The sequence below is a fragment of the Mameliella sp. AT18 genome (assembly GCF_028807275.1).
GTDB lineage: Bacteria > Pseudomonadota > Alphaproteobacteria > Rhodobacterales > Rhodobacteraceae > Antarctobacter > Antarctobacter albus.
This window is the reverse complement of record NZ_JARAMO010000009.1, coordinates 1-14,784: the sequence shown is the minus strand read 5'-3', so window position 1 is coordinate 14,784 and position 14,784 is coordinate 1. Positions and strand designations below refer to the sequence as shown.

Sequence of the window (14,784 nt, the reverse complement as noted above, 5' to 3'; positions counted from 1 at the left end):
GCCAGATGGGTGAAGTCGCGGCAGACGCCATAGCCGCCCGCAAGCGTCTGGGCCGCCGTCCGCGTGGCATCCGCCCGCATGTAGTCGAAGGTGATCGTGGCGTGGACGTAGTCACAGATCGCCTGCACGCGCGCCCATCCGGGCGCCGTGTGTTCAAACAGCGCCCAGGCCCGTTCCGACAGCAGGTCCGTATCGCAATACCGGCTGCCCAACAGAAAGACGAGCGTCTCGAAGGGCAGGTCCTGCACCGCATGTTGTCTTGCATCCGGCTTGAACGGATCTGGCAGCCCCGTATCGCGAAAGACCCCGTCAGTCGTCAACGTGAACTCGCCCGCAGGCGCCACCAGCCGCGTACACCAGTTGCCGAACCCGTCGCGATAGCTTTCCAGCGGCACGCTTGGCTCGGTCACGAGGTAGTCCGCCCGCTCTAGATCGCCAAAGCGCGAGTAGTGCGCGTTCAGGATCGCGATCATCGGTGTCGGCTGGGTCAATGTATGGCTGATGCGGCAGCCGATATGCATCCGCAGTCCGGGCGTGTATGTGGCGGCTGGTCTCCAGCGCTGGTCATCGCTCAAGGGCGCAAACTCCATTCTTCGAGGTAAACTCCTTGTCGCAGCGCCATCGAGTTCCCGAGCGATCGAGATGTGCATTCTCAGGCAGTGTGATCGCGATAAAGGCCGTGTCGCTGGGCGCGTAGCCGCGCAGGCAAGACCAGCCCGGACCATAACACCGGCCCGTGGCGTAGGCGTTGGCAGGAAGGGTCAGCTTGACGCAGGCGCCGTCGGTCAGCTGAAAGCCAAGGTCGCAGGTCCAGCCATCGCCGTAGCTGCGCGTCGTGGCATGTGCCGGAACCGGGCCGGTGCCAACCTGTGCAAGCGCAGGCCCCGCCAACAGGACAACGGCAACGATTTGGCCTAACACACGGGCCAAGCCGCGCATCATCCCTTGTCGACCTCGCCGGTGTCGGGCGCGGCGAGATCGATGGCGGCAAGGCAAGCCTGCGCGATATCGCGATCCGGCCCGTCAGCGCCGGGCACGGTGGCCCAGCCCGCCTCCATCAGGGCATCACGCTGTTGATAGCGCGACGCGGTGCGGATCGTCTCGATCTTTGCCAGGCGTTGCGGATCGTTGCGCGCCATGTCGAGACAGACCGGAACCATCGCCGTGGTCAGAGTTTGCTGGGATAAGTCCTCGGCCCTGTCCTTTGCCGTGCCGCCAGTTACCCAGCCGCCCCAGGAAAAACCGACGATGGCAAGGGCCGCAGCGCCGAGCAGGGCACCGTAGATACCCGGCTTTAACCAATCGGGAGTGGTCATTTGAAATCCTCCCGCGGAGAAAGCGCCGCGTCGCTTTGTGATGCCGAAACAGGTCATCAAACGACTGCCGCACGCAAAAACGCACGGCAGTCGTGTGACGCACGTGCGGCGGCAGGAACACGGCCTGAACCCGATTCTTCCGGATCCTCACCGTACGCATAGATGTCATGAGAGCTGCGCCGCGCGATGCGGCAAAGCCTATTTGGCTCACCACCGTATAGAGTATTTCTTTACATAAAACAAGTCGGAGCTCGGCCTTTCGAAGGCCGAGCTATGATGCGTTGCTTTGGCTGGGTTGCCGGAACCCTTGGCGTGTGTTGAGTCTTTTCGGCTGCTGCGCCGAATTTCCTGCACCTACATCTCGTCCGCAGCGACCCAAGGGCAAGTCCAAACGCAGAACCGCCTTTCGTGATCGTGCAGGACAACCTGCGATCGGAAATCCTGAAAAGCCGTGTACTGGATGGATGGGTGGACAGCCCGAACGCCTGGGTGTGGGAACATGTCGGGACGGTTCACACCGTTCAGGGCCGTGAAGCCGGGGTCGTGGTCTTCGTTCTGGGCGCGCAGATGTCTTCGCAAAACGGAGCGCGGGCCTGGGTTGGCGGAAGGCCAAACTTGGTCAACGTGGCCGTTACCCGCGCAAAAGCTTCCTTGTACGTGATTGGCAATAGGCAGCTTTGGAAATCTGCAGGCGTGTTCGCTGTGTTGAACCGGTATCTTCCCGACGGCGGAAACCTCGGATCGCCGGAATGAACGAAATCTGGCCGTTGATCACTCAGAACTTCAACAACCGTGAAATTGCGGGAGCCGCTTGGGTCGTTTTGATTCTTGGCCTTGTGTCGATAAAGAAAGACGTGCGCAAATCTCTGTTAGGGGTCGTCCGAGCGATAGCGGACAGAAGATTATGATTATCTTCGAATCGTTTGCCGGTTGGATCGGCTTTCTTGCATGGTCTGAGAGCGGGACCGGGCTTTGGACATCCAGCCAGATTGCGCCGACGGCTGTCTGGTACTTTGTCGGCGGCCTGCCATTGTTGTTACGCGCATTCGAAGCCAAAGAGGGAACACAACATTTTCGCGGATATGCCACAGCCGTTCTCAGCGGGACGACTTTGATCGAGTTTATATATGTTGCGAAGACGTTTAGTCTGCCCACCGAGTTGATCCTGACACCTATTGTCACATTCATCGCGTTACTTGCAGTCGTCTCGGAGCGCGATCTGGAGCACGCTACTGTCAATAAGCTGCTTACATGGGTACTGGCCATCGCGGCTTTGACCATTCTATGGCATTCCGTCTCTCAAATCTGGGCGGAGCCGGAGACATTCTTCACGATAGAAACAGCACGGTGCTTTATCCTGCCAATCTACCTCACCATATTTTTCATCCCATTTATATATGCGCTTCATTTCTTTTCGCACATTGAGGGTGCTCTTATTCATATAGACCGGAAGAATTTTCAATCTGATGAGTTGAAGCCTAACGCCAAGAAATGCTTCATTTTGACGTTCATGACGCGACCGTGGTTGTTGAGGCGAGCCACCCGGAAATTCCACATTATGCCAGCCAGAGTCGCGGCTGATATCGATAGAATTATCCATGATATACTGCAATATGAGCGGCAGGAGGAGAGTCCCCCCGAAGTTAATGACTCAGAGGGCTGGAGTCCTTTTGCCGCGGTGGCGACGGCGAGGAATGGTAGTCAGGGGGAGCAGCCCGCGATCTGGATGAAGGCATCCTTCCTGGCATTGGTAACTACTCGTTTTTGGGCATCGAAGGAGTCGTAAAGCAGTTCAAGATTCGTGGACATTTTGTCGACCGATATCTCGCGAACGAAGCATTGGCCGAGTTTATCAGGCTTGCTTGGGAACTTTGCAAAAAGGCTCTGAAAGGAAATTCCGGCGTCATTCAGGAACAGCTTGCGCGTTGCAAGCCTCGGATCTTCTTACGGCCTCTCGTCAGTGAGACCCCAGGACTTGCCTCAACGATCTGACCGAAGCAGGACCTATTGGAACAAGTGCCAAGCCGAGACCGGCACAGGGGCCGCAAACCCCGCACCTCTGCTGATGGCCGAAAGATCTCGGGGGCGAGAAACTCGCGCTGCTGGTGCTGGCCAGCAAATCCGGGCTGCACGCCATTGCCAAGCTGGTCAACCGGCAGCTCTTCAGGTTAGCGCGGGCCAGGAGTTCCATTAACTGCCTGTGAAGATCATTACCGTCGCAGTGGTGCCGCATCTGTCGCTAAACAGCCCGGCGCGCTGGGACGCAGATGCGAAAGAGGTCATAGCCGAGCGGAAGGCCGAGGAAGCCGAGTGAGCGCCCGGGCGCTGAATTCATTTCCATGATCTCGCATTAGGGCACGATGCGCCAGACAAATGCCTTGGCACGCGGAGATCTGGATTGGCTCATCGCACCGGAGGCGGATAGGCCGCTAAAAAAGCGGGATATGCTTGGTGTCGCGGCACAGCGTCTGGAGGCAGGGTTTCCGAAGCGCTGGATTGGAAGGCCCCGGACGGCCCCGGGTTTCTGTCTTGCATTTACGCCTTGGTGCCTACGATGTGCCAGGAATCCAAATCACCCAAAACTGTCCCAATGGCGCTGACGTCAGACAGCGCGTGGGCTACCATCATTATTTGCGCGACCGGCTCTTGGTCCGAGAAGCAATTCAAACATTGCGCCCGCCGCCGCTGATGGATCGTTGCCATCGTGAACTGAAACACCAGCCAGCGGGACGTCAGACCTGGTCTGCGGGCAGTGGCCAGCACAGGTTGGCCGTTCCATTTCAGCGAGACAGATCCCGGGCAATACTTTCTGTGAGGGATGTGAGAGCCGCTGCTTGTGCCGCGGCGATGGCGGCCGGTCCCTTGTTCGCAAGCGGGATGGCAATGTCGAAAAGCCGCGCCTTGGATGGGAGCGGCGGAGGCACTTGGCGCGGCGGCTTGTCGAAATCCGGGTCGTCGATGGGGTCTGGCGTTTCGGACCCCATGAAGTACTGCCCCGACATGCGGAACACGTTCTCATTTGTGGCAATGAAGGTCTCGAACCTGATGTCCAGCACCCCCTGCGGCGGCTCCGGGAGCGGCCAGGGCTCGGGTGCCACCTTGGCAGAGGTCATCTGGTTCAACTGCCGGCTCACCTGAAGCGTCGTCGCGCGTTCCGGCTCATCCGCCCAAAGGCCGAACTCGGCCTCCCGCACGACGCCTTTCTCGTCCTGGATCGCGATCTTTTCGTCCGCCGCATAGGTCGGCAGGCTGACCGTCCGGACCAGCAGCGTCGAGACGCTGGCCCGCACATGCAGGTCGGAAGGTTTGCTTTCCACGAGGTACTGTGGGCCACCAGTGCCGCAAGCGGTCAGGCTAAATATGGCAAGGGCCGCAGCCAGTGTCTTGAAGGTCATGTCACCGTCCCATCAGCAGCGAGTTCGGGTTTCTTTGGAGCGTCCGCGCCAAGGTGCGCAAGGCGTCTGCGGCCTCGCTGATATCGCGCAACGTCGACAGGGCATTGGTGATCAGGCGCGAGCTGTCGTCATAGGCACTGAGCACGTTTTCGGTCCGGGCGGCAAGCGTATTGAGCCGCGCCGTGAGCTTGGGCAGTTCCGCCACCGCAATTTCCACCGCGTCAGCCGCGGCGGCGGCCGAGGAAAACACCTTGTTCACGTTCTCGGTCGCCCCACTTTCGCGCAGGCCAGCCGTGATCTTGCGGGCCTCTTCCAGTGTCGCCTCGGTCTTGGCGAGCGTTGCCTTCAGATCCGGGACCAGGGTCTGCAATTCCGCCATCGTGGCATTGATGCCGGGCACAAGCGCGCGCGTTTCCTCGGCCGCCACGATGGTATTCGCCGAGTCGATCAACGATTGCAGCGACGCAAGAAGCTCCTCGACGGGCAGGTTGTTGATCCGCTGGAACACGCCTTCGGCCGTTGCGTTCAGATCGGCGACGTCGGCCTCGACCGTGGGCAGTTGCGGCAGCTTGTCCTCTGTCATCGTGACTTCCGCGGCCTCGGCCTCCGGCAATTCCACGAGGTCGACGACCAACTGGCCTGACAGCAGGCTTGCCGTCGCCAGCCGGACGCGCAGACCCTGGGCGACGTAGTCGCGCAGGAAATTCAGCCCGTCCTCCGGTCCGGCCCCTTCGCCAAGGCCCAGCCGCGCCGGATTGATGGCAAGGGTCGCATGCAGTTGCACGACCTTGCGGCCGCTTTGGTCCGAGGCGATCATGGCGACGTTTTCGACCGCGCCCACCTGCACGCCGCGAAACCGGACGATCGCCCCTTCCGACAGGCCGCCAATGGATCCGTCGAACACGGCCAGCACCTTGAGGCTGTCGAGGCTCGGGTCGTCCAGCAGGCTGGCCCGCGCCGCGGCCTGATTGGCGTAGAGCGGAAAGACCTGCCCCTGTTCCACTGCCTCGCCGCCGGCGACCATCGTGTCAAAGCTGATCCCACCCTGCACCAGCGAGGCGACGGACGAGAAATCCAGCGACACGCCGCCCGGCCCCAGAGAAACCGACACGCCCGAGATGTCCCAGAAGCGCGTATTGGTCGAGAGGTTGCGGTCATGTGGGGCCTCGACGAAACCGCGTATGATGACGCCGTCGCCGGTATCGGTCAGTTCAGGTGCCTCCACCGCCCCCACGGGGATGCCGCGATAGAGGATCGGCGCGCCGGCCACGATCGAATTTCCATCGCGCGCGGACAGCTGTATCGCCGTGCCCTTGCGCGTCGGATCGGCCAATGGCGCGCGTGCCAGCCCCGTAAAGGCAGTCTGCGCGGTTCCGGCCTCGGAATCCCAGCTGCCCTCGATGTAGACGCCCGACAGCACGGTGTTCAGACCGCTGATGCCCTGCGCGGACACTTCGGGCCGGACGACCCAGAAACGCGCATCCTCGTCCATGTAAGGCGCAAGCTTGCGATCCACCCGCACCGCGACGATGACCTCGGACAGGTCGTCGGAAAAGCTGACTGTTTCGACGAGCCCTACAGAAACCTCGCGGTATTTCAGCTCGGTCTTCTCTGCGGCCACGCCAGAGGCGCTTGGAAAGGCGATCTCGATCAGCACGCCCCTTTCAGCGTAGCTTTGCCAGGCGATGCCCAGCGACACCGCAAGTGCAAGGATCGGTACCAGCCAGACAGGCGACAGCCGCGACATCGGCCCGCGCCGAGCCGGGCGCACGATAGGGTCTGCCGGGGAAGGTTCGGTCATCGGTCCTCCTCGTCTGCGTCCCAGATCAGCCTCGGGTCGAGGCTTTGCGCAGACAACATCGTAAAGGCTACCGAAAGCGCGAAACTGACTGCCGCAATCCCAGGGTTAACGTTAGCGACCGAACCCAGATGGACAAGGGCAGAGAGGATCGCAACCACGAAAACATCGATCATGGACCAGCGGCCGATGAATTCGACCACTTCGAAAAGCATGTGCCGATGATGGACCGACATCCGCGAGCGGCGTCCCAGGCTCATGGCCAAGTAGCCGATGGCAAGGAATTTTCCGATCGGGATCAGGATGCTGGCGACGAAGACGATGGCGGCCACCGCATAGGCGCCGTGGTGGAAAAGCTCGATCGCGCCGCCGACAATCGTGCTTTCCGAGCTTTCGAGCAGCGTGTTTGTCCTCAGCATAGGGTAGATGTTGGCGGGGATGTAGACAAGGATCCCCGCTGCAAGCCAGGCCCAGACGCCCTGCAGGGACTGGCGCCCGTCCGGGTCCAGTCCCGAGCCGCAGCGGCCACAGCTCTCCGTTCCCGGGGGATAGACCCGGCCACAATGGCTGCAGGCGACCAGGCCCGCGTGTTGCGCCGAGATCAGCGCCGCGTCGTTTCCAGGGATTTCCATATTGTATACCGGCACATCGTGTTGTCCTGAAGGACGTTGACGACAACGAGAACTGCAAAAGCCCAGAACGCGGGACCAAGGCTGACCGTGGCCAGCCCGGCGACCTTGACCAGCGCCACGGCGACACCAAGAACAAATATCTCTGCCATCGACCAGGGGCGCAAGCGTTCGGCCAGCCTGAAGGCATGTGCTGCGAACCGGTAGGGCTGCCGCTTCTGGACCAGGGGGAGGAGGGTGTAGATGATCGCGACCAGGCGGGCGGTCGGAATCAGGATGATGAGAAAGGCCACGGCAATGGCGAGCGGCGCCATGATCCCCTGCGAAAAAGCCATTGCGGCGTCCAGCACGGAAGCGCGGTTGTGCAGGCCCGCCGCCTGCAATTCGATGAACGGAAAGAAGACTGCGCCGGTCATCAGGATGGTCGACGTCACTGCCAAGGCAAGAACATTGCGCACTGCGTTCTCTCGGGGAGCGGCCAGAACCCGACCGCAACGCCGGCAGCATGCGGCATGATTTGTCGGAACACTCGGCTCGACATGCAAGGTGTCGCAAGTCGGACAGGCGATGAGCGGTTTGCCGGCGAAATCGGCTGGCAGTTCTGTTGTCACGCACCTTCCTCCTTTGCCTCGCGTTGGGCAGGGACGATGATCGGCCCCGCCTGATTGGTCCGCGTCGAGTGTTAGTGCATGGTAGGTCGTTGGTCCATCGGGGCGATGGTTTTCACGGCTGACGGGCATTGGCCTGACAGGTTGATTGCGCCAGCAAACTTCAAGCCCCTTGCGCGTCTTTAACGTTGACAGCAGGGGCATCGGGAAGCGCGCGGTCTTCTACCGCGCTTACCCGACCGCCTGAACCATCATTGCGACATCGTGGAAATCGGCAACAAGAGCAGCCGCTCCAAGGCCCGCTTGTATCGAGACCGCCGCTGGCCCGATGCGGCTGCGCTGTGTGGAGGCCACACCGCATAAGGCCAGTTTCCGTGGCGCCGGAAGGGGGCATCTTTGGACGCCGATAAGGGGACCATAGTCTGTGCCGATTGACACGCAGTCCTTGGTCCTGCCTTGGGATATCGTCTCGCACCGTCTGCTCTCATTCCATTAGCGCCTGTTTGCGGTGCGGCTGGCAAACTCCATCAGGCGTTTGAACTTCGGACAGTCCATGTGGGTCTCGGCCGGGCAATCGGCGACATGGCGCAAGGCATCCCTCAGCCGTGTCAGCCCCTTGATCTGCTGATCGAGCATGTCTGCGCGCTGGTGCAGCTCGGGGCGTGGCAATTGCGGAGACCCATCCCCGGCGAACATCCCCTTGATGTCGTCAAGCGAGAACCCGGCCAGTTTCCCCAACGAGATCAAAGCGAGTTGCGTCAGCACCGGGGTATCGAACTGCCGACGCAGCCCGTGCCGGCCGACCGATTGGATCAGGCCGATTTCCTCGTAGTACCGAAGCGTCGAGGGCGGGATGCCGCTGTGTCTGGACACCGCGCCGATGTCGAGAAGATTCATGGTTGACCTCAAGTTGACTTGAAGTGGCAGGGTAGCTGTCCACTGGCACTCAAGGCAAGAGGACCCCCGCCATGAACACCGCATTGCAGAACCGCACCGCCATACCTGTCTTGATCGCATTGGCAGGGGCGACCCTATCCGCATCGCTTGGGATCAGCGTTGCCTCGGTCCTGTTGCCCACGTTGACCCGCAGCTTTGCCGTGTCGGTGACCGAGGTACAGTGGGTCGTTTTGGCCTATCTCGTCTCGGTGACCATCGCCATCGTCTCGGCCGGTCGCATTGGCGACCTCTTCGGTCATCGCCGCGTGCTGATCGGCGGGCTCATTCTTTTCGCTGTCGCCTCGGTCATTTGCGCAACCGCACCGGGTCTTGGTGTTCTGGTTGCGGGGCGCGCCGCGCAGGGACTGGGTGGGGCGATCCTGATCGCGCTGCCGATGTCCCTGGCCCGTGACCTGGTTCCGGAAGGGCGGCTTGGCATGTCGATGGGCCTTCTTGGGACCACATCTGCCTTTGGAACGGCGCTCGGGCCGTCGCTGGGTGGTTTGCTCCTGGCCTGGAGCGACTGGCGCCAGGCCTTCTGGCTGCTCGCCGGGTTTGCCTGTGCGGCGCTGGTCCTGGTTGCCTGGTCGATCAAGTCAGACCACCGGCGAAATGCGGTTTCCGTCCGCGATCTGGATCTGCCGGGAACGCTTGTGCTGGTAGTGGCCCTTGCGGCATATGCCCTCGCGACGAGCGGGGGTTTTGCCGGCGTACCGGTGTCGCCACCTGTGCTGATGTCCGGTGCACTGATCGCGATTCTTCTGTTTGTTTTCTTGGAATGCCGCGTGGCGGCGCCGCTTGTGCCGATGGGCCTGTTGCGGGACCGGGCCGTGGGCATCGGTTTTGCCATGAACCTCGCCATAGGCACGGTCATGATGTCCACCCTGGTGGTCGGCCCATTCTTCCTGGCCTTTTCATTGGGGCTGAGCGAAGCGCAAGTCGGTCTTGTTCTCGCAGTGGGGCCTGCGGTCGCCGCGGTGTCCGGGATCCCGGCGGGCTGGTTGACCGACCGACTGGGCGCAGGCCGGGTGATGGTCCTGGGGCTGGGTCAGATCATCATTGGACTGCTTTGCCTGGCCTACCTGCCGCGTCTCTTCGGGGTCGGGGGATATGTCGCCGCGCTGATGGCCTTGACCCCGGCATTCCAGATGTTCCTTGCGGCAAACAACACTGCGGTCATGTCTGGTGCCGCGCAGGCGCAACGCGGTCGGCTGTCCGGGCTTCTGGGGCTTTCCCGAAACCTTGGGCTGATGACCGGCGCATCCGCGATGTCGACCGTCTTTGTCATCTTCCTGGGCACCGGGGATGCCACGCAAGCGACGGCCGAGGAGGTCGGAAGGGCCTTTTCGATGACCTTCGCGGGCACCGCGGTGCTGGCCTTGGTCACATTGGCCCTGGCCCTGTGGAGCCCGGCCAGTGGTCGATACAGGACACTGTCACTCCGGCGGAGTGGCTGAGCCGATCTGGCCTCTCCGAAGCGGTCTTTCGCAAGAGGGACCGCATGTCCTGCAGCGAAGTGCGGATGGGTGGGGCTGGCGATCGCGTGACAGATCCTGCGGCGGCTGTGGTCAGGCACCAAAAAACATGGGAGTTTCCCCGATTTCAAAGGCTTGGTGACAACAACTTGCCTGCGGCAACCTGCGGAATCTGGTTGAAACGGGTATGGATTATTCTGTTCTTCAGCTTGCCGCGCTGGCGGCCTCGGCGCTTGTGATCGGGGGGCTCATGGGGGCGACCTCGGTCGGGGGTGTGCTGCTTGTTCCGATGATTGCCCTGATCTGCGAGGTTCCGATTGCGCAGGCGATCCCTGTGGGCATGACGGTCGCTCTCTGCTCGGGCCTTGCGGGGTCCTGTGTCTTTGCCCGACATGGCCGGGTCGACAGGCGGGCGGCGCTGGCGTCTTTCGTGCCAGCGGGGATGGGGGCCATGATCGGGGCGGTCCTGCTGCCCGTCGTGCCGCCCGGGGTCATCACATGTGGCATGGTGACGGTCTGTGCGCTGGGTTTCGTCGGCAGTCTCCGGAACCGGGATGCCGGACCAACCCGGTCCGACGGCATGTCCGTCTCGGCGTTTGGCGCGCTGTTCGGCATGGTGGGTCTGGGCTCTTCCCTGTCGGGAACAAGCGGCCCGCTGCTGTTGGTTCCACCGCTGCTCTGGCTGGGGAAGGATCCGCGCGAAGTGACCGGTATGGCGCAGGTGATCCAGCTGCCGGTGACTGGCTGTGCCTGTATCGGCTTTGCGGTCCTGAACGTGATCGACGTGCAGCTTGTGGCACTGCTTGTCTTGCCGGTTGTGGTCGGCGTCATCGCCGGGGCCCGTTGGGCGCAGGCCCTGGCGCCGGGGCGGTTGCAGCCTCTGTTGTCTATGGTTCTCTTGCTGGCCGGCTTGCTCACCGTCCTGCGTTGAGCGGGAAATCAGGCCCAGAGCCAGACACCCAGCGCAGCAACCGCCAGCAGCCAGATCGACAGGCCGGCCATCAGGGCAAAGGCCCCGCCGCTGGCGCGCAGCAGTTTGCGGGGCGCACTGCCTAGGCCCAAGGCGGCGACGGCGGTGACCAACAGCGCGCCGGACAACGTCCTGCTGCCGTCCATGACAGCGGCGGGCAGGGCGACCACCTGGTTGAGCATCATCAGGACGACGAAGGCGACAACGAACCAGGGCAGGCGGAAACCGCCACGTGCCTGTCCTGTCCCGGTCGTCACCAGCAAGAGCAGGACCGGCAGCATCGCGACCCGTGTCATCTTGGCCAGCGTGGCGGTCTCTCCGGTGGTTTCCGACACGGAGAACCCGGCCCCGATCACTTGCGCGACATCGTGGATGGAGGCGCCCAGGATGATGCCCTCTTGCAAAAAGTCGAACCCGGCCAGCCCGAGGAGAACCGGGTAGAAGATCATCGCAACCGTCGACAGGGCTGTCGCGGTCATGATGACCAGCAGGGTGTGATCATCCTTGCCTTGGAACCCACGGGTGACAGAGGCCAGCGCCAGAGCCGCCGAGGCGCCACAGATGGCAACGGCTCCGGAAGCGATCAGAGAGGCAGGCCCGGACCAGCCCATCGCCCGTCCGATGGCCAGTCCCAGCAGGATCGTGCTTGCGCTGCCCAGGAGGATGAGCAGGAAGACCGCGGGGCCGAGGTCAAACAACTGCTCGAACGAGATACGCAGCCCCATCAGGGCGACCCCCAGTTTCAGCCCGGTCGAGGCCACCAGCCGGATCCCGGTTGCGGTGCGTTCATCTTCGGCCAGGAAGGACATGGCCATGCCCAGCAACAGCGCAAACAGCATGACCGGCGCGTCATAGCGTGCGGCGATGGCAAAGGCGGCGATGCTGATGACCACGGCCACCGCGACGCCGGGCAGGTGCTCTTCGGCGCGGGCGCGGAGGATCGACAGCGGCGGCGAGACGCGCGTTAGGTTCATTCTTCCAGGCTTTCGAGGTTGTGGATGATGATCTCGCTGCGCGTTATCTCGAGAACGCCGGCGGATTTCAACTTGTCCAGCGATTGCGTGACCCATTGTCGGGTGGCGCCCACGATGGCGGCGATCTGTTCATAGGTCAGGGTGCGGTCCACGACGATGGTCTGGCCTTCCTCGCGCCCATGGGCATCGGCGAGGATGACAAGCAGCTGGCGCAGCCTCTCGGACACGGTGCGCGTGCCCAGCATCTGGATCAGTGCGGAATAGCTCTTGCCCTTGGCCACCAGCCCGTCGATCACGGCGATCGCCACTTCGGGCACTTCCCGGACCAGGTGGTGCAGGCTGGTGCCGGAGAGGAACAGCAACTGGCAGTCCTCCAGCGCATCCGCTGACCAGACGTGTCGGCCGCGGCCAAAGACCTCTGGCCCGCCGACGAAATGGCCCGGGCTCCAGTAGGCGAGCGTGATCTCGCGCCCCGAAGGGCCGGTGTAGAAGGTCCGCACGCGGCCTTCCTCGATCACCCAGACGCCGGTATGGGCCGCGCCCTGGTGAAAAATGCCTTCTCCCTTGGCAAAGCTGCAGCGCGTGCCAAGCTTGCGGACTTTCTTGCGCTGATCCGGGGACAGGCTGGCGAGGAAACCGGCGCCCTCGTTGAGTTCGAGGAAATACTCCGACAGGTAGATCGCGCCGGGGCCGGTGTTGTCGATGTCGGTCTCTTCGCTCATGGGCGCGGCACCGAGGCAAGGTAGGCGGCGATGGCCGCGATCTCGCCGTCGTCGGCAGGCATCATCGGCCCGTGAGGAAGGCACCCCAGGTGCGTTCCGCGCGTGCCATCGCGGAAGTCCCGCATCTGCTTGGCCAGGTAAGCCGCATGCTGCGCGGTAAGGTGTGGCACGCCCAGATACGAGGTTTCGGCGTCATGGCAGGTGCCACAGTTCCGTGCCTTGTAGAGGGTGCGGCCCTCGGCATTCCCCTGGGGTGCCGGGGCGGGTGGATCCTGGGTCGAGAACCATTCGACCACCACCGCGATCTCCTCGGGTTTCAGCTCGGTCACGATGCTGCTCATCTGCCCCCCGTCGTTGTGGCGATCACCCGACAGGAAGGCGCGGACCTGGTTTTCGATGTAGATCGGCTCTTGTCCCGCGAGGTTGGGAAAGCGGGCATTGGCCGACACCCCGAACAGCCCGTGGCAGAGCGCGCAGCGTTCGTAGGGCGGAAAGGCCTCGGCGTCGAAATCGGCGCTGGCCGGTGCCGCCATTGCCAGCGCAATGGCGATGAACGCGGGTTTAGGACCCATGCCGCAACCGTGTGACCGGAACCTGCACCGGCAGGGTTTCCCCGTTCGCAAACGTCAGGGTGAGCAGGACCGTGTCGCCCTCTGCCTGCTTCGCGGCAGGATGCATCAGCATGACGTGCAGCCCGCCGGGGGTGAAGACGATGCTTTGGCCGGGGGCAATGTCGATGGCATCCACCGACGACATCGTCGCCACGTCCCCCATCTCCTCGGAGCGGTGCAGATGCGCCATCGCGTATCCCTCGGCCCGGACGCCGATCAGGCGGCGCGTTTCCGGGCTGTCGTTGGTCAGGTTGAAATAGGCGGCATGGGCCATGACGCCCGGCGGGGCCATCGGCACAAAAGCGTCCGAAACGGTCAGGCCGCCGGCGGAGGCGGCGAGAGGCATCATCAGCGAGAGGGCAAGGACAGCAAGGCGTTTCATTGGTTGAGGCTCCTGCGGTAGGCGATCTGCAGACGGGCAAGGAATTCGGCGGTGGCGCCGGGGTCAAACGGCGGCTGCAGCTTGGCCCGCAGAGTCCCGTCCGGGGCGATCACCGAGACCGCGGAACTGTGCTGCACCTCGTAATAGCCCAAGGCATCCGGTTTCATCAGGCGATAGAAACTGTCCGTCGCCTCGATCAGGGTGTCGATCTGGTCGCGCGTGCCGGTGAAGCCCCGAAAATCCGGGTGAAAATAGCGCGCGTAGTCACTGACCGTCCCGGAATCTCGCGCCGGATCGACCGAGACAAAGACCACCTGCGGGACATTGTCCGGCCGCACCCGCATCGAGGTCTCGGAGACCGCGGCCTCGAGGTTGCCCAGGGTGAAGGGGCAGACATCGGGGCAGGAGAGAAAGCCGAACATCACCAGAGTCCAGTGTCCGTTTAGGGCGTCCTTGTCCAAGGTCTCGCCCAGATCGTTTTCCAGGTGAAAGGCGGGCAGGGCCACGGGCTCGTCCAGTTCGACGCCCTGGACCTGGGCCATCAGCGGCGCGGCAATGAGCGACAGGAGAATGGCAAGGCGTCTCATGCGTTCTGGCTTTCGAAGGATTTGCGGCTTTCGGCCTTGATCGTGGCCAGGCAGTGCTGGCGCGCCTGCATGTAGGCCGGTTCGGTGGCCATGTCGGTCGAGCGTGGGCGGGGCAGGTCGATGCGCACGTCCTCGATGATGCGCCCAGGGGCCGCGCTCATGATCAGGACGCGGTCGGCCAGGAACACCGCTTCGTCGACGTCATGGGTGACAAAGACAACCGTCGTGCCGAACTTGCGCCAGATATCCAGCAGGCTTTCCTGCATCATCAGGCGTGTTTGCGCATCGAGCGCGCCAAAAGGTTCGTCCATCAGCAGGACAGACGGGTAATTCGCCAGCGCCCGCGCGATGCCGACCCGTTGCTGCATCCCGCCCGACAGT

General features: G+C 62.7%; 18 protein-coding genes. 4 read left to right on the top strand and 14 right to left on the bottom strand.

Going from position 1 to position 14,784, the window contains the following annotated elements; genetic code table 11:
- From PVW46_RS00990 to PVW46_RS00980, 3 genes are all read right to left on the bottom strand, one after another.
- A partial coding sequence (locus PVW46_RS00990; RefSeq protein ID WP_274573906.1) for a transglutaminase-like domain-containing protein occupies nt 1-575 on the bottom strand: 575 nt, incomplete at its 3' end.
- On the bottom strand, nt 565-930 hold the full coding sequence (locus PVW46_RS00985) for a hypothetical protein (RefSeq protein WP_139132264.1): 366 nt from the start codon (nt 928-930) through the stop codon (nt 565-567). The genes PVW46_RS00985 and PVW46_RS00990, both read right to left, overlap by 11 nt.
- Before the next feature lie 8 nt (nt 931-938).
- Nucleotides 939-1,316, bottom strand: coding sequence for a hypothetical protein (locus tag PVW46_RS00980; protein ID WP_069208596.1), 378 nt, complete (start codon nt 1,314-1,316; stop codon nt 939-941).
- A 408-nt stretch (nt 1,317-1,724) separates the two neighbouring features.
- Between PVW46_RS00980 and PVW46_RS00975 the strand changes: the two genes are divergently transcribed.
- Both PVW46_RS00975 and PVW46_RS00970 read left to right on the top strand, forming a co-directional pair.
- Nucleotides 1,725-2,069, top strand: a complete 345-nt coding sequence (locus PVW46_RS00975; RefSeq protein ID WP_274573901.1) for an AAA domain-containing protein — start codon at nt 1,725-1,727, stop codon at nt 2,067-2,069.
- 151 nt (nt 2,070-2,220) lie between these two features.
- Nucleotides 2,221-3,102 (top strand): hypothetical protein, encoded by an 882-nt coding sequence (locus PVW46_RS00970; RefSeq protein ID WP_069208597.1) that lies wholly within the window; start codon nt 2,221-2,223, stop codon nt 3,100-3,102.
- 994 nt (nt 3,103-4,096) lie between these two features.
- Here PVW46_RS00970 and PVW46_RS00965 read toward each other — a convergent pair.
- From PVW46_RS00965 to PVW46_RS00945, 5 genes are all read right to left on the bottom strand, one after another.
- Nucleotides 4,097-4,711: a PqiC family protein gene (locus tag PVW46_RS00965; protein ID WP_052244694.1), complete on the bottom strand. Its 615-nt coding sequence runs from the start codon at nt 4,709-4,711 to the stop codon at nt 4,097-4,099.
- Nucleotide 4,712: 1 nt separating this feature from the next.
- On the bottom strand, nt 4,713-6,512 hold the full coding sequence (locus PVW46_RS00960) for a PqiB family protein (RefSeq protein WP_083242208.1): 1,800 nt from the start codon (nt 6,510-6,512) through the stop codon (nt 4,713-4,715).
- A complete protein-coding gene (locus PVW46_RS00955) occupies nt 6,509-7,141 on the bottom strand; it encodes a paraquat-inducible protein A (protein WP_069208599.1) in 633 nt (210 codons plus the stop codon). Before PVW46_RS00955 ends, PVW46_RS00960 begins: the two co-directional genes overlap by 4 nt.
- The gene (locus tag PVW46_RS00950) at nt 7,111-7,749 is read right to left on the bottom strand and encodes a paraquat-inducible protein A (RefSeq protein WP_052244696.1); all 639 of its coding nucleotides are present in this window, start codon (nt 7,747-7,749) and stop codon (nt 7,111-7,113) included. The genes PVW46_RS00955 and PVW46_RS00950 overlap by 31 nt, the downstream gene beginning before the upstream one ends.
- Nucleotides 7,750-8,238: 489 nt before the next feature.
- On the bottom strand, nt 8,239-8,643 hold the full coding sequence (locus PVW46_RS00945) for a helix-turn-helix domain-containing protein (RefSeq protein ID WP_069208600.1): 405 nt from the start codon (nt 8,641-8,643) through the stop codon (nt 8,239-8,241).
- Between the two features lie 71 nt (nt 8,644-8,714).
- On the opposite strand from PVW46_RS00945, the gene PVW46_RS00940 reads away from it, so the two are divergent.
- Both PVW46_RS00940 and PVW46_RS00935 read left to right on the top strand, forming a co-directional pair.
- Nucleotides 8,715-10,139 carry an MFS transporter gene (locus tag PVW46_RS00940; RefSeq protein ID WP_083242210.1) on the top strand — a complete coding sequence of 475 codons (1,425 nt, stop codon included), beginning with the start codon at nt 8,715-8,717 and terminating at the stop codon, nt 10,137-10,139.
- A 205-nt stretch (nt 10,140-10,344) separates the two neighbouring features.
- Nucleotides 10,345-11,088 (top strand): sulfite exporter TauE/SafE family protein, encoded by a 744-nt coding sequence (locus tag PVW46_RS00935; protein WP_069208601.1) that lies wholly within the window; start codon nt 10,345-10,347, stop codon nt 11,086-11,088.
- Between the two features lie 8 nt (nt 11,089-11,096).
- Here the strand turns inward: PVW46_RS00935 and PVW46_RS00930 are convergent, their stop codons facing one another.
- The 6 genes from PVW46_RS00930 to PVW46_RS00905 all read right to left on the bottom strand — a co-directional run.
- Nucleotides 11,097-12,101, bottom strand: coding sequence for a YeiH family protein (locus tag PVW46_RS00930; RefSeq protein ID WP_052244697.1), 1,005 nt, complete (start codon nt 12,099-12,101; stop codon nt 11,097-11,099).
- Nucleotides 12,098-12,823: a Crp/Fnr family transcriptional regulator gene (locus PVW46_RS00925; RefSeq protein ID WP_052244698.1), complete on the bottom strand. Its 726-nt coding sequence runs from the start codon at nt 12,821-12,823 to the stop codon at nt 12,098-12,100. Before PVW46_RS00925 ends, PVW46_RS00930 begins: the two co-directional genes overlap by 4 nt.
- Nucleotides 12,820-13,395 carry a c-type cytochrome gene (locus PVW46_RS00920; RefSeq protein ID WP_069208602.1) on the bottom strand — a complete coding sequence of 192 codons (576 nt, stop codon included), beginning with the start codon at nt 13,393-13,395 and terminating at the stop codon, nt 12,820-12,822. Before PVW46_RS00920 ends, PVW46_RS00925 begins: the two co-directional genes overlap by 4 nt.
- On the bottom strand, nt 13,385-13,816 hold the full coding sequence (locus PVW46_RS00915) for a copper chaperone PCu(A)C (protein ID WP_069208603.1): 432 nt from the start codon (nt 13,814-13,816) through the stop codon (nt 13,385-13,387). Before PVW46_RS00915 ends, PVW46_RS00920 begins: the two co-directional genes overlap by 11 nt.
- The gene (locus PVW46_RS00910; RefSeq protein ID WP_069208604.1) at nt 13,813-14,403 is read right to left on the bottom strand and encodes an SCO family protein; all 591 of its coding nucleotides are present in this window, start codon (nt 14,401-14,403) and stop codon (nt 13,813-13,815) included. Before PVW46_RS00910 ends, PVW46_RS00915 begins: the two co-directional genes overlap by 4 nt.
- A partial coding sequence (locus PVW46_RS00905; RefSeq protein ID WP_274573875.1) for an ABC transporter ATP-binding protein occupies nt 14,400-14,784 on the bottom strand: 385 nt, incomplete at its 5' end. The genes PVW46_RS00910 and PVW46_RS00905, both read right to left, overlap by 4 nt.